The sequence below is a fragment of the Marinilabilia salmonicolor JCM 21150 genome (genome assembly GCF_000259075.1).
In the GTDB taxonomy this organism is placed as follows: domain Bacteria; phylum Bacteroidota; class Bacteroidia; order Bacteroidales; family Marinilabiliaceae; genus Marinilabilia; species Marinilabilia salmonicolor.
Map to the genome: position 1 here is coordinate 121,401 of NZ_AJKI01000002.1, position 14,960 is coordinate 136,360.

Consider the following 14,960-nt stretch of genomic DNA (forward strand, 5'->3'; position numbering starts at 1 on the left):
GGTTTGAAAATGTAAAAATAGAAACATGGAAGCACAACGCCAAGACAAATTATACATGCAACGATGCATTGACCTGGCTAAAAAAGCTGAAGGCAACACTTATCCCAACCCCATGGTTGGGAGTGTCATTGTGCACAACGGAAAAATCATAGGGGAAGGATATCACCGAAAAGCAGGAGAACCCCATGCCGAAGTAAATGCAATCAACTCGGTTAAAGATGAGTCCAGGCTTCGTGAGGCCACATTGTATGTCAACCTTGAGCCATGCGCCCACTATGGGAAAACCCCACCTTGCTCCCTGCTTATCCGCCAGAAAAAAATTCCCCGCGTGGTGGTTGGCTGTACTGATACCTTCTCAAAGGTAGCCGGTCGCGGCATTGAGATGTTGCGTTCAGCAGGCGTGGTTGTCACTGTAGGTATTTTAGAGAAGGAGAGTAGAGAACTCAACCGACGTTTCTTCACATTTCACGAACAAAAGCGGCCCTATATCCTGCTAAAATGGGCACAAACAAGAGACGGCTATCTGGACATTGACCGAACCTTGCTGGATGAAGCACGCCCCACCTGGATTACTGACGATTGGGCCCGGCGGATGGTACATAAATGGAGGCGAACGGAACCATCTATTCTGGTTGGAACAGTTACCGCACTGAAAGATAACCCCTCACTGACCGTTCGTGACTGGTCAGGGCCCAATCCTCTGCGCCTGGTGCTTGATCGATTTGGTAAATTACCACATACACTCACCTTATTTAACGGGAAAACCCCAACACTCGTATTCTCTGAAGAGGGCACACCGATTTCGGAAAATGTGGAGACCGTTTATCTGACAAACACAGAAAATCCGCTTCTTGCAGTTCTGGAGGAACTTTACCGAAGAGACATTCAGTCTGTGATGGTCGAAGGCGGAGGCATACTGCTCAATGCTTTTACAGATGCAGGATTATGGGATGAAGCACGAGTCTTTATCGGAGAAAAATGGTTTGTTTCGGGGGTTGAGGCACCCAAAATCAGACAAAAACCCGAAGCCTGGGAGAAATTTGGCAACAGCCGCTTGTTCATTTATCGAAACAAATCGTTATATTAGAAACAGTTTCGTTTTAGCCTGATTGATTCATACATCCGGTTCTGTTTTTAAAAGAAAATGATAAATCTGTTGAATCCTGTTTTTACCAACAACATTTTGCCATTTATTCTCGCAGGATATGCGATTAGTATCCTGGTAGTGGTTATTATGATTGTACTTGAAAACCGGAGCCCGTTAAAAACCATCTCATGGGTGCTGGTGCTTCTGCTATTGCCCGGACTTGGATTTATTTTCTATATTTTTTTCGGACAGAATTTCAGGAAAGAAAAAATCATCGCCCGCAAAGGGTTGCGAAATCACCACCGCATCAATTACCTTGCTCACTCACAAATCACACAGCTTGCAGACGGAATTCTAAGCAAAAATGATATTGCCCGTGAACCCACGGGAATTGTCCGTTTGTTGCTCAATAACAGCAGCTCGGTGGTCACCACCGGAAATGATGTTACATTCCTGAATAATGGCACGGACAAGTTTGAGGCTCTCATCAGGGAGCTGAAAAAAGCCGAGCAATTCATTCATCTTCAATATTATATTTTTGCCGAAGATAACATTGGAAATCAAGTCAGGGAAATCCTCAAAGACAAAGCCCGCAGGGGCATAGAGGTCAGACTTATTGTAGATGATGTGGGCAGTTGGGAGTTAAAAAGCTCCTTTTTCGAAGAAATGCGTGATGCCGGAATTGAAGTTTACAGCTTTTTGCAGGTACACTTCCCGTTACTTACCAGCAAAGTCAATTACCGGAATCACCGAAAGATAGTTGTCATTGATGGACATATTGGGTTCATTGGAGGTTACAACATAGCCGACCGTTACAAAGATGGAGATGTAAATTCTTATGGAATCTGGCGCGACACACACATCATGATCAAAGGCGATGCGGTAAATTCGCTGCAGAGCATTTTTCTTATTGACTGGTATTTTGTGAGCCAGACCGAATTGTCAGATCTAAAATATTTCCCACAGAGTGAAGCGGTGGGTGATAAAACAATGCAGATTGTTGCCAGCGGGCCCGACTCCGACTGGCCGGCCATTATGATGGGTATCTTCCAGGCGATTGTGACTGCCCGGGATTACGTCTATATCGCCACCCCCTATTTTATGCCCAGCGAAAGTGTATTGCTTGCCCTGAAAACGGCAGCTCTCAGTGGTGTGGATGTGCGTATCATCATCCCGGAGAAAAGTGATGCCTTCATTACGCTGCTTTGCTCCCGCTCTTATATCCGGGAGATCCTGGAAGCAGGGGTTCAGGTCTATTTTTATCAAAAAGGCTTTTTGCACTCCAAAACGTTGGTGGCCGACGACCGAATCTGCATCGTGGGTTCGGCAAACATGGATTTCCGAAGTTTTGAACAGAATTTTGAAGCAACCGCTTTCATCTATGACAAAGAAACCGGCAGGCAGATGAAAGAAACATTTCTTCAGGATCAGGCAGACAGTGAAATCATTCTGCTTCCTGAATGGATTGACAGACCTTTCCTGGAAAAAGTCAAAGAATCCTTTGCCCGACTGTTCAGTCCGCTTCTATAGTTTACCGCACCAATGCAATCCTAACCTGGATTATTGACTTCGTTGAGCTTCATTTCATAAATTATCTTCAGGTGCTTTCGCCCCTTCGGGGCTCTATCCCACACCACTACTAAATCCAAAGGGCGTTGCCCCATGCTGGTACTTGTGCCCCTTCAGAGCGCATACCATGCCCCATTACACCCCTTTCGTAAGCTTATAAAACAGTGTTTCAGAAATATTCCCTCCACTGATAATAATTCCAATCTTTTTGCCTCTGAAAAAGTCCCGGTTTTCGGTAATCGCAGCCAACGGCACAGCAGAAGAAGGTTCTGCCATTATTCCCGCCTGTTTGCGCAGCAACACCATAGCAGCCCTGATAGAATGCTCCCTCGCGGTAAGAATCTCATCCACATATTCTGAAATAATTTCAAAATTCAGTGTTCCCAAAGAGGTTTTTAATCCGTCGGCAATGGTCTTAGGATTATCAGAAGGGATAATTTTACCGGCCTTCAGCGACCGGCAGGCATCATCCGCCTCCAGAGGTTCGCCTGCAACTACGAGAGTCCTTGGATTCAGATTTTTGGCAGCAACAGCACTTCCACTAAGCAGCCCCCCTCCTCCGACGGGAGTCATCAGAATATCAAAGGGTCCTGCTTCTTCTATAAGCTCAATAGCCGCTGTTCCCTGACCGCAAATAACATCGTAGCAATCATAAGGAGGTATAAAAAGTGCTCCTGTTTTTGCGGTCACCTCCAGTAAAGTATCCTCTCTGGCCTGCAGAGTCGGTTTACAAAAAGTGATCTGACCTCCGAATTTGCGAACATTCTCCACTTTAATCTCAGGAGCATTTTCCGGCATTACAATATAAGCCGGAATTCCCCTGTTTTTTGCAGCCAGGGCAAGTGCCGCGGCATGGTTCCCGGAAGAATGGGTCGCCACCCCTCTTTTGGCATCCTCTTCCCTGAGATTCTGTACCGCATTGGTAGCTCCCCTGAACTTAAAAGCTCCGGCCTTCTGCTGATTTTCAAGCTTAAACCAGATTTCTGCATCCAACATCCGATTTAACGACTGACTGGAAATTACCGGTGTACGCTCAACGTATGGAGCAATTCGTTCCCGCGCTTTGAGAATATCCTGGAAATAGTTCATCTGCAACAAGTAAAAAAGGTACACCCAAAGATGTACCTTTTTATTGATAATTAGAAGAAATAACTATTAGAAAATAGAGAAAGCCACCGTAAGTCCGGCCATTACCACTGACACCATAGTCATCAGTTTGATAAGGATATTCAGCGATGGTCCGGATGTATCCTTAAAGGGATCACCCACAGTATCACCAACCACACCGGCGTGGTGTGCTTCACTGTTTTTACCACCAAAATTACCTTTCTCAATATATTTTTTAGCATTATCCCAGGCACCACCCGCGTTATTGAGCATCACAGCAAGCGTAAAACCGGCAGTAAGACCACCTGCCAGCAAACCTACCACTCCGGGGACGCCAAAAATAATACCAACAACTACCGGCACAGCAATTGCCAACAATGAAGGCAGAATCATCTCACGCTGAGCTCCTTTTGTGGAAATCTCCACACAACGGGCATAATCAGGTTTACTCTTACGCTCCATGATACCGGGAATTTCTTTGAACTGGCGACGAACCTCATCCACCATTTTACCTGCGGCACGTCCTACAGCTTTCATGGTCATTGAGCTAAACACAAAAGCCATCATTGCCCCGATAAAAAGACCGGCCAGCACCATTGGGTTAAAAAGAGACAAATCGTATGCCGAAGAAAAATCACGAATACTTGCTTCTGATATCTCAACAGCTTTCTGACCCTTCTCTACCAATGGCTCCGGATTATCTTTCAAATAGAAAATATAATCGCCCACCTGTTGAATACCATCGGCAGAAGCTTTGGCCAGTTTCCCGAGCCACAGACGAACTTCTTCGATATAAGCTGCCAGCAAGGCCATTGCTGTCAAAGCTGCAGAGCCAATAGCAAAACCTTTTCCGGTAGCAGCGGTGGTATTCCCAAGCATATCAAGTGCATCGGTGCGCTCGCGTACTTCAGGAGGAAGTTCCGACATTTCGGCATTTCCTCCGGCATTATCAGCAATAGGACCAAAAGCATCAGTAGCAAGCGTAATCCCCAATGTGGAAAGCATTCCTACAGCAGCAAAACCAATCCCGTAAACCCCCATAGCAAAGTTTTCAAATCCGCCGGCAAAGGCAAACGAGCCAACGATTCCCAATACAATAGTCACCACCGGAATCCAGGTAGAAAACATTCCCACGGCAATACCTTCGATAATGGTCGTAGCGGGTCCCTGTAGTCCCTGGCGGGCTATTCCCTTCGTGGGAGCATATTCATCAGAAGTGAAATATTCCGTACCCTGTCCGATAATCACACCGGCAAGCAAACCAACCACCACAGAACCAAAGATTCCCCAGGTAATCCAGTCAAGATAAACCAACACTGCAAGAGCGACCAGAATCATGAAAGAACTACCTCCGGTTCCCAGCAGCAATGAGGTAAGCAGATTTTTCTGGGTAGCCGACTCTTTGGTACGCACCAGAAAAATTCCGGCAATGGAGAGAAGAATCCCCACGGCAGCCACCACCATTGGAGCCATCACCACCTGCATTTGTTCCGTACCGGTAAGGGCAGGAAGGGCAGCCCCCAATGCAGCTGTAGCAAGAATAGATCCACAATAAGATTCATAAAGATCGGCACCCATACCAGCCACATCGCCGACATTGTCACCAACGTTATCGGCAATGGTTGCAGGGTTACGCGGGTCATCCTCAGGAATACCAGCTTCTACTTTACCTACCAGGTCGGCACCCACATCGGCAGCTTTGGTAAAAATACCACCACCTACACGTGCAAAAAGAGCCTGCGTTGAAGCACCCATACCAAAAGTCAGCATGGTTACGGTAATCTCAACCATCTTCTCTTTCTCGGAAAGGCCTTCATGCACAAATGTCAGACCGGCCCATTCAAGACCATTGACCATATTTTCAGGCGTAAAAACCACCTCATTAAGGAACCAGAACCACAATGCAATGTCAAGCAAACCAAAGCCTACAACCACCAGTCCCATTACAGCACCGCTTCGGAAAGCAATTTTAAGCCCCTGATTCAACGATTTGGAAGCCCCTTCGGCAGTCCGGCCGGAAGCAAAAGTGGCAGTTTTCATTCCCAGGTAGCCACACAACCCGGAGAAGAAACCACCCGTAAGAAAAGCAATAGGAACAAAGGGATTCTGTACTTTCATAAAAGCCAGCACACCCAATAAAATTACCAATACAAGAAAAACAAGGGCAACCACGCGGTACTGACTCCGGAGATAAGCATTGGCCCCATCACGCACGTGACGGGCAATCTCTTTCATGGTATCGTTACCTTCAGAGTTTTTCATCATCTGTTTGAAGAAAAACCAGGCAAAGAACAGCGCTATCAAAGAAGCGACAGGAACAAGCCAAAATACTGGATTCAACATAGTTCAAAGATTTATGGTTATTATTAAAACTGATTCTGATGGTTTATATTTAGTGCTTGCCTGAAAAGTCCAATTTCTGCCTTACGCCATTTCTGACAAAAGTTATTTACGAAAGTAAACGCCTTGATTGTCAAAAAGGACAAGCCTTGAACTTGAACTTTTCGAATCAAGCACTCAGAAAAAACTTAGTTTTCTTGCTGGCACTATTAAGATTCTAACCTGAATGTTCATTATTCAAAATATCCAGGCCATATTGCTTCACATTAAGCTCCTGCTCCTCCAACCTGCTTTGTATCAACCACTACCCTCAATGTCCGGAATCCGGTACTGATGACCAGTCCTGAATTTGGCATAAAAGAAAAAAATCAGGATTTTCTTTTTGAGCCAAAACAGTCACAAGATAAAAATTTTATTGACGAATTATTTATGAGAAGGTGTTAATTTTTGGGGGTATTTTTCACCACCCCGGGAATACATTGAACCCAAACTGCCCATTATAGAAGCGATTCTGGTGAAATGGAAATGCAAGATAAGGCTCCACCACAATAAAACCGAAAAAGTTGAGTCTCAATGACATCCCGGTACTAAATACGGGAATTCTTCGACTGTCTGAGGATGTGGTCAGGGCAGCGACAGGCCTGCTATCTGCATCCCAGGCAATACCGGCATCAACAAACAGGGCCATTTCAGAAAAAAAGGTGGACGAACGAAACCATGCAAAATCAAAGGGCCCGGAAAAAGGCATTCGCCATTCCAGGTTTGTAATGAACAGGTTATTGCCAATCAACTGTTTAATACCGATACCCCGGGTACTCTGAGTACTATCCATATAAAACTCCCCGGTATCATAACCTCTGACCAGCCAGGGATATCCGACAAAAAGACGGGTCATCCGATTGGTATTCCGATCCGCTCCATGACGTCCGTAATAATAAAACCTATAAGCAAAACTGAAAGGACGCACAAATTTATACCTTCGAAAATCCACCAGAAAAGCATGAGCATTCACCCCGTTCAAATATTTCTCTGCCTGGATACGGGTCCTTGTGCCATCCACCGGAGATGCTATTCCTGACCGTGAATTATCAAAAACATAGGCTACATCCAAATTTCCGACCCAGTAGCCATCGGGAGCATCAATCTTTCGCCCGGTTTCATTGTATGTGGGATAATAGGAGCGGATGTTTTCGATTTTCTCATATCGATAACTGTAATGGGCCATCGACATCCCCGCTTCAACCCTTGCACTGCGGCTAAGTGGCAAAAAGGAAAACACGGCCCCTTTGTCCTCGAAAATCCTGCGGCTGAAATAAACCAACTCCTCCTGATCGTCCTCCCCCTCGTATGAATAATAGCCCATCCGATATGGTATGTGAGAAAAGCTCACTCCTGTTTTTATGCGGTGTCTCTGATGAAGTAGTGCTATCTGCCCTCCAAAGTCATAAATTTCCCCGTTGATGCTGACCCCTCCATAGAGAAGATTGTTTCCCAGAACATCACTAAACAGGGCCTCAACACTACCGGCCACTCCTGTGCCAAACCGCCCGGTCATCACCCCGGCAGCCATATTTCCCACATAATCAAGTTGCCATTGGTTTTCAGGATCTGCGGCTTGCATATCTACTGTTTCAGCAGAAAGAACCCCACGGTAAATCAGGTTCTGATCAACCCTTGAAAAGCGTTCAGAATAGGGAGCCAAGCGAGCAGCTCTGTAATCGAAAGGTTGTGGATCTACCCTTTTGGCCTGATGCAATAAGCCCTCCAAGGGAGCTTTAATAATTTGAAACACTCCGGATTTCAGCATGGAATAGTAGAGCGTATCCTGCGCCATATTCAATGCCGGTGACATTTCTGTAATCCCCATAATGCCTGTGGCATAGTCCGTAGCGCGTTTAAGGGCCCCTGTTGGACCATCCAGAACATACAAATCGCGCCTTCCGTTTACATTCGACAAAAACAACACCTCCCTGTCATTAATGGGTAAAGGATTCAGATTTTTTGCCCCGGGAAAAGTGGACACCACTTCGACTTGACCCGTTTTAATACTTAGTTTGGCCAGATTAAAATTTCCGGGAAAGAAAAAAGATTGTTCGTGGGCGGGTTCATCAGTAATAAACCAGAGCCATCGACCATCAGGCGACCAGGCAGGCTGCATAGCCGCATAAGAAGATTGAGTCAGAAACTCAAAGGAGTTGTCGGCAAAACTAAAAAAGCATAGATTACTAATGCCCATACGCATGGCACTAAAGGCAATGCCGTTTCCGTTGGGCGACCAGGCTGGAGCAGAGACAGCATCCACATCCGGGTGAAAAATGATGCGATCTGTCTGCCCATTTTCCACATCATAAAAAATAATTACAGATTTCCCTTTCCGGTAGGCAACAAATGCATAATACCGGTTATCGGGCGACCATGAACCGGCGGTCTCTGTATATTCAAGGGCGTCAATATCTGCATTATGTGAACTGGTATATATTTTGGAAATTATTTCCCCCGAAGCTGCATCTGCCAGGAATAAATCCAGCGAATAAATATCCCGCTCTGAAAGAAAAACTATGTACTTCCCATCCGGACTAACGGAAGGGGACAGATTATACTTTCCTGAATTTTGAGATGAAAATAATCGTTTTCCAATCATTGTATAAGTGCTGTCCTCAGCCGTAATCAACTTAGAGGTTAAAGTACTTCGCCAGGCAGACGAAAGGGAATCGACCGTTAATCCCAATTGATTCTCAATAGCACTATGATAACCGTTTATTGCCGAGGCTACGAACAACCTTCGAAGATACTGTTCCCCATAGCGGGATGCAATATATGACCAGAAGGCCTGCCCAAAACGGTAAGGAGAATAACGGGAATAATTACCCAACTCATTAAGAGAGGGGAAATCATTGCTCAGCAGAGCATCTCGCATCCACACAGCAGTGTATGCATCGCTGTTGCCAACCGAAAGATATTCTGCCATCCCCTCAATCATCCAAAGCGGCACTCTCGAAATAGCTCCGAGATTCAGGTTACTGCTCTCCTCAATAATATGATACTGAAAAGCATGAACCATCTCATGTCCCAGTACATGCGAGGTCTGATAATCAGAAAAAGAGAACGGCATTACCACCCGACGTTTCAACCCTTCCGTTACACCCCCTGTTCCAACACCAATATCCCCCATAATGGCATTGGTCTGCTGAAAATCGGCATGATTGCGATACATCAGAACAGGACTCCTATTGTCAAACGTATCTGCCAGAATTTGATGATGATAATGATACCATTGCTCTGCAAGACCTCCGATGAAAGCAATGCGCGAAGAGTCGGAGAGGTAATGATAAATATCAAAATGATCGGTCTGCGACAGATGAAAATCAAACGAGCGGTACGAAGGTTTGTTTTTGCCAAAATATTGTGCTTTCCCATATTCCGCAGAAAAATACAGAAACATCATACAAAAAATCAATATTTGGAAAGTACGGGCCATGCATCCATTAAATTAATCTGCTCATTAAGTTACGAATAAACTACCTTTAGGGTTTAAAAAGAATCCGAAAAAATGGAAGCTCCTAACTTGTCTCATATGCATGGAAGCATCAACATTCGTGAGATTGAGTCATCCGAAATTATCCTTTTGGAAAAATTTCTATACGATGCCATTTTTATTTCTGAAGGGATGGCTAAGCCTGCAAGGTCAATTACCCGAAAACCTGAATTGGCTGTCTATATTAAAGATTTTGGGAAAAGCACCGACTACTGCCTGGTGGCAACAAAAAAGGGAATTCCTGTTGGGGCAGCATGGTCAAGAATATTCCAGGAAAATGAGAAAGGATTCGGTTTTGTAAGTTCAGGAATCCCCGAATTATGTATGTCTGTAAATCAACAATTCAGAAAAAAAGGAATTGGGACACGATTGCTAAAAACCCTCCTTCTCCACCTAAAAAAAATCAATTACCATCAAGTATCATTAAGTGTTGATAAGAAAAATTATGCCTTCAGAATGTACCGGAAAATGGGGTTTGAGATAGTAAATTCAGACAAAGAGTCCGCAACAATGATCAAAACTCTTTAATTCTAATTTCATAATTCTGACAATGAACAACCCACAAATCCATTGATGATCTGTGGGTTCCCTTCTTCGGCTTGGATTTCTTTGCAACCAAATCGACAATCTACACCGTTTTTCCTTCCCGGAAATCTGCCAAAAAAAGGCCGCCTGGAGATTCATTCCAACCGGCCTTGTAATGTATTAATATTGTTGATATAATTTAAATGCTCAGCTCTTTAACTGCTCATCCTGCTTTAAACTTTTGATCAACGACAAACTCACCAGCACCAAAATAATAGCAAAAGGAAAGCCTGTCGAAATAGAGGCAGATTGAAGCGCTGTTAAACCGCCCCCTACTAATAATGCGATGGCAATAGCTCCTTCCATGAAAGCCCAAAATACTTTTTGTCCTTTCGGGGCATTCAACTTTCCGCCTGCAGTCATCATATCTACCACCAAAGAACCACTGTCGGATGAAGTAATGAAAAAAGTACCTACCAAAACAATGCAAATAAATGCGGTGATTTCATAAAAAGGCAGGGTCTCAAGCATTTTGAAGAGCCCGACGGAGCTGTCCTGTGCCACGATGGAGGCAATATCCAGGCTGCCATCTAATTGCAGATTCAGAGCGGTTCCTCCCAATACCGACATCCATAAAAAGGAAAAAACAGAGGGAATGACCAGTCCAAAAACCCCAATTTCCCGGATGGTTCTGCCTTTGGATATTCTGGCAACAAAAGTTCCCACAAATGGCGACCACGAAATCCACCATACCCAGTAGAACATAGACCAGCCTTTAAACCAGTCGCCGGGAGTACCATATTGATTTCGGAATAAGCTCAATTCAACCAGGCCTGAGAGGTAAGTCCCTAAGCTTTCCACAAAACCATCGATCAGGCGCAGAGAACTTCCCAGGATCAGCACAAATGCAAAAACAACCAGTGCTATGATGATATTGGCATTGCTTAAATATTTGAGTCCTTTGTTTAGTCCTGTTACCACCGAGATGGTAGCAATTAATGTTATTCCTATGATGGAAGTGACTTGCAAACTGGTGGAGTTTTCCAAGCCAAAATACTCCGATAAGCCGGTACTGAACTGCAATGCCCCAAAGCCGAGTGAAGTGGCCAGTCCAAACAACGTTGCCAGAACTGCCACAATATCAATGATATGGCCGGGCCATCCATTCAGGCGGTTACCAAACAACGGAACCAGGGTAGATTTCAGGGATAATGCTGCGTTTTTGTTAAAGGTAAAATAAGCCAGTGCGATGCCGAGCAACATGTAAATTCCCCAAACATGGAACCCATAATGAAAATAGGTATTGCGAATGGCCAGGCGGGCTTTTTCAACATCTGAGGCTCCTTCAATAATGGGATTGTTAAAATGCAGCATAGGCTCTGCAACACTAAAATAGACCAGGCCAATACCCATTCCGGCTGAAAACAGCATTGCTACCCAGGAAAACTTGCTAAAGCTGGGTTTGGCGTCTTTCCCGCCTATTCGAATATTTCCAAATTTGCTGAATGCCAGATATAACACAAATATCAAAAAGTAATTAATGCACAGGGTGATAAACCAACCAAAATTACTCGACATATAATACTGAAAACCGGAAAACCCGGCTTCGGCATCTTTGCTGAAAAGAATGGTTAAACTGACAAATAAAAAGGTAATTATGGCTGCCGGTATAAACACCGGTTTTGAAATATCAAAATACTTATTTTTGAAATTCTTCATTCGTTTAAAAATTTGTAATTATGTGGCCGGATGCAACTTGTCATGCTTTTGAATCCTTTCCTTCTGCGGTTTTTAGGATTAAAAAATCATGAACATTCATTTATATCGCTTAGGAAATTGAGTGCTACCACGTATGATTGTGAGAATCTTTACTGTGTCTGAATGCTTCTTCGGGTGGTATGCTCCAGCATGTAAGCAGGAGTCTGGTAAGTTTTTTCCTTAGTTGACTCTTGAAATAAGAGCATATGGGCTTTACATCGGAGGGGAGGCGCTAAGGCGGGACTTCCAACTCACTACTTTCTGTGCCCTTTCCGGCAATATCATTTACCAGGCCGGCTTGAATATCGGCCCATGTGGCAGTTTGATTCATAAATCTGCTGTAAAAACTAATGGTTTAAAATTTTAAGGGTGCGAAATAACAAAATACATTAAGATTTTTGCAGCAATTTTTTGTTAAATTTCTGAAAACAGGTGATTGACAATCATTAAGATTTTAGCAAGAATAAAGATTAATTCACTGATATAAAGAGGACCCATGCCGTAAATGTGCATTTAAACTTTTTAACATTCCGAAAATTCTGCAGTCAGGCTTATCAGTATTCCTCCGTATGGTTATTATTGGATTTCATCAGTATATAATTAAACTAAGTTATTGGTCTGATGGAACTCGCATGTAAAAACTTATACATATTCTCGTGTGGCAATCGTTGCCATGCTCGTTTCATAGGTGTCCGGTAAAAAAATGAGATTGCTTCACTAGTAGTGCGTTTGCAGGATATTGAGGAATGCTCAAGGTTAAAACTTTAGGGAAAGTTTTTCTTTGAGCAGCTGCGGCGGATTCCTTCCTCTGAAAGCGGCAAAGCCTAAACCTATCCGCCCGCATCAAGCTTAATTTCCGGCTGACCCGAAAGGCCTTGAAGTCGCCCATTAAGCCTTCTCACCAACCGCCGGCTCGGGAAACGGACGGGGCTCCACACAAAAAAACCGTGAACCTAAAGACCCACGGTTTGTAGATTATAATAAAAACTCTGCATCATCGCATCTCAGCGGATACAAAGTCTTTTACGATTCTGCCCTGAACTGTTCCAAAAATCTCACATCATTCTCAAAGAACAGACGGATATCGTTGATCTGATATTTTAACATCGCGATGCGCTCAATTCCCATCCCGAAAGCAAAACCGGTGTACTCATCCGGATCAATATCACAATTGGTCAATACAGCGGGATCAACCATTCCGCATCCGAGAATCTCCACCCAACCTGTGTGCTTACAAATATTACAGCCTTCTCCTCCGCAAAGGGTACAAGAAATATCCATTTCAGCAGATGGCTCAGTAAACGGGAAGTACGAAGGGCGCAGACGAATCTCGGTATCCTGACCAAACATCTCTTTCGCAAAATAGAGCAATGTCTGACGCAGGTCGGCAAACGATACGTCTTTATCGATGTAAAGCCCTTCCACCTGATGAAAGATACAGTGGGCTCGGGCAGAAATAGCTTCATTACGGAAAACACGGCCGGGGAAGATGGCACGAATAGGCGGCTTCTGATGCTCCATGGTACGAATCTGAACCGAAGAGGTGTGTGTACGCAATAAAATATCAGGATCCTGATTGATAAAAAAGGTATCCTGCATATCCCGGGCCGGATGTTCCGGCGGGAAATTCAAAGCTTCAAAAACGTGCCAGTCGTCCTCAATTTCGGGCCCTTCAGCGACCGAAAAACCAATACGATCGAAAATTTCTACAATCTGATTGCGTACAATAGAGAGCGGATGACGACTACCCAGGGGCATCGCACTTCCGGGAAGTGTAAGATCTGTTGCTCCTGAAGTCAGCCCTGATTGTTCAAATTGCTCCTTCAGTTGAGTGATAGATTCCTGGGCGGCATTCTTCAATTCATTAATAGCCTGTCCAACAGCCTTCTTCTGATCATTGGGGACATTCTTAAAATCATTGAAAAGCTGGGGAATAATTCCCTTTTTACTGATATATTTAATCCGCAGTTGTTCTGCCTCTTCAGCAGTTTCTGCCTTCAGGTTCTTTACTTCTTCCAGTAAATCTTTAATCTTATCAAGCATTGTTTCTGATTTTTTGGAACAATTTGAACCACAAAAGTAATAATTTTTTCCACCTGCTTAAATCTCGCCGGGGTATTATATTTTTTGGGGAATGGAAGTGGATAGAGATATTCATGCGGCAAAAATGTTTAAATTGTAATGTTTGCGGCACAACTAAGCCCCACCTGCGACAACAAGCACAACCACCAGAGCCATTGCCGCAATTCCTCCCATAAAAGCCCCGAAACCGTTGGGCTCTTTAATATAGAAGTTGTTCTCTCCCTCATTTGTAAAGTATCCGGGAGTAAGAGAAGTATTGGTCAGCTTTTTCACACTGAACTGTTGACTAACAAATACCGGTTCCTGCTCCTTCCCATAAGGGATAATTGTCAGAAATAAACGATAAGTAGCGGGAGACTCCTCCCCGGAGAAAGACACTGTTCTGGTTTTATAATACCCATTGTCTGTTCTGAGGTTCACTTTCTCAACAGGTTTCGTATCCGGAAAATCAAAGAAAGACCGCTCAAGAACGGGCCCTTTCACACGCACTTTACTATCAGGTGGAATAAACAAAATTGAGGGATTTGTTTGAATTTCACCTTGAGTAGTAGTATAATAGTCCCGATCATAAACATAGGATTGCCGACTGTGCGATACAGACGAAATCTGTGAAGTATTATCGAAAAAGGGAATCGTCTCACCTGCTCTGATTAGCGAAGATTTTGACTTATCAACCAAAACAGGGCGCAAGGAGCGGTTAAAAATCTCCACCTGAATTTCTCCTCCATCTCCATCAAACGAATAGCTGATTTCGAGCGAATCTGTCAGAGAAACCCCGACATCGTCCGAAGCATCTGTCTTCAAAGGGGTAAGCCCTACATACTGATAAGTGCTACAACTGGAAAACAACAAAGTAACCAGTAAACTGAGGATTAGAGTTACAGTTTTCATGTGTTTCAAATTTTAGTTAGAAGGCCTGATGAAACCTGAATAGCGAAATACCATCATCAAGTATTA

Annotated in this window: 9 protein-coding genes; 3 read left to right on the plus strand and 6 right to left on the minus strand. The window is 44.1% G+C overall.

Annotation, left to right across the window (positions count from 1 at the left end):
* The first annotated feature begins 25 nt into the window (after window positions 1–25).
* A complete protein-coding gene (ribD, locus tag W7W_RS0101130) occupies window positions 26–1,087 on the plus strand; it encodes a bifunctional diaminohydroxyphosphoribosylaminopyrimidine deaminase/5-amino-6-(5-phosphoribosylamino)uracil reductase RibD (RefSeq protein ID WP_010662037.1) in 1,062 nt (353 codons plus the stop codon).
* Window positions 1,088–1,144: 57 nt separating this feature from the next.
* On the plus strand, window positions 1,145–2,617 hold the full coding sequence (gene cls, locus W7W_RS0101135; RefSeq protein WP_010662038.1) for a cardiolipin synthase: 1,473 nt from the start codon (window positions 1,145–1,147) through the stop codon (window positions 2,615–2,617).
* Window positions 2,618–2,791: 174 nt separating this feature from the next.
* Here cls and W7W_RS0101140 read toward each other — a convergent pair whose 3' ends face one another.
* From W7W_RS0101140 to W7W_RS0101155, 3 genes are all read right to left on the minus strand, one after another.
* A complete protein-coding gene (locus tag W7W_RS0101140; RefSeq protein ID WP_036162681.1) occupies window positions 2,792–3,745 on the minus strand; it encodes a pyridoxal-phosphate dependent enzyme in 954 nt (317 codons plus the stop codon).
* Window positions 3,746–3,811: 66 nt separating this feature from the next.
* Complete coding sequence (locus W7W_RS0101145) at window positions 3,812–6,106, minus strand: sodium-translocating pyrophosphatase (RefSeq protein ID WP_010662040.1); 2,295 nt, start codon at window positions 6,104–6,106, stop codon at window positions 3,812–3,814.
* 457 nt (window positions 6,107–6,563) lie between these two features.
* A complete protein-coding gene (locus W7W_RS0101155; RefSeq protein ID WP_010662041.1) occupies window positions 6,564–9,548 on the minus strand; it encodes a basic secretory protein-like protein in 2,985 nt (994 codons plus the stop codon).
* Window positions 9,549–9,653: 105 nt separating this feature from the next.
* Between W7W_RS0101155 and W7W_RS0101160 the strand changes: the two genes are divergently transcribed.
* Window positions 9,654–10,166, plus strand: coding sequence for a GNAT family N-acetyltransferase (locus tag W7W_RS0101160; protein ID WP_010662042.1), 513 nt, complete (start codon window positions 9,654–9,656; stop codon window positions 10,164–10,166).
* A gap of 204 nt (window positions 10,167–10,370) precedes the next feature.
* Here W7W_RS0101160 and W7W_RS0101165 read toward each other — a convergent pair whose 3' ends face one another.
* The 3 genes from W7W_RS0101165 to W7W_RS22705 form a co-directional block, all read right to left on the minus strand.
* On the minus strand, window positions 10,371–11,882 hold the full coding sequence (locus tag W7W_RS0101165) for a BCCT family transporter (protein WP_010662043.1): 1,512 nt from the start codon (window positions 11,880–11,882) through the stop codon (window positions 10,371–10,373).
* 1,062 nt (window positions 11,883–12,944) lie between these two features.
* Window positions 12,945–13,964, minus strand: coding sequence for a phenylalanine--tRNA ligase subunit alpha (gene pheS / locus W7W_RS0101180; RefSeq protein ID WP_010662044.1), 1,020 nt, complete (start codon window positions 13,962–13,964; stop codon window positions 12,945–12,947).
* Between the two features lie 153 nt (window positions 13,965–14,117).
* Window positions 14,118–14,894 (minus strand): hypothetical protein, encoded by a 777-nt coding sequence (locus W7W_RS22705; RefSeq protein WP_010662045.1) that lies wholly within the window; start codon window positions 14,892–14,894, stop codon window positions 14,118–14,120.
* Between the last annotated feature and the right edge of the window lie 66 nt (window positions 14,895–14,960).

Excerpts from the sequence above, each read along its gene's own strand:
- W7W_RS0101165 (WP_010662043.1), bottom strand. The coding sequence starts at position 11,882 with ATGAAGAATTTCAAAAATAAGTATTTTGATATTTCAAAACCGGTGTTT.
- W7W_RS0101155 (WP_010662041.1), bottom strand. The coding sequence starts at position 9,548 with ATGATGTTTCTGTATTTTTCTGCGGAATATGGGAAAGCACAATATTTT.
- W7W_RS22705 (WP_010662045.1), bottom strand. The coding sequence starts at position 14,894 with ATGAAAACTGTAACTCTAATCCTCAGTTTACTGGTTACTTTGTTGTTT.
- W7W_RS0101160 (WP_010662042.1), top strand. The coding sequence starts at position 9,654 with ATGGAAGCTCCTAACTTGTCTCATATGCATGGAAGCATCAACATTCGT.
- ribD (WP_010662037.1), top strand. The coding sequence starts at position 26 with ATGGAAGCACAACGCCAAGACAAATTATACATGCAACGATGCATTGAC.
- W7W_RS0101140 (WP_036162681.1), bottom strand. The coding sequence starts at position 3,745 with ATGAACTATTTCCAGGATATTCTCAAAGCGCGGGAACGAATTGCTCCA.
- W7W_RS0101145 (WP_010662040.1), bottom strand. The coding sequence starts at position 6,106 with ATGTTGAATCCAGTATTTTGGCTTGTTCCTGTCGCTTCTTTGATAGCG.
- cls (WP_010662038.1), top strand. The coding sequence starts at position 1,145 with ATGATAAATCTGTTGAATCCTGTTTTTACCAACAACATTTTGCCATTT.
- pheS (WP_010662044.1), bottom strand. The coding sequence starts at position 13,964 with ATGCTTGATAAGATTAAAGATTTACTGGAAGAAGTAAAGAACCTGAAG.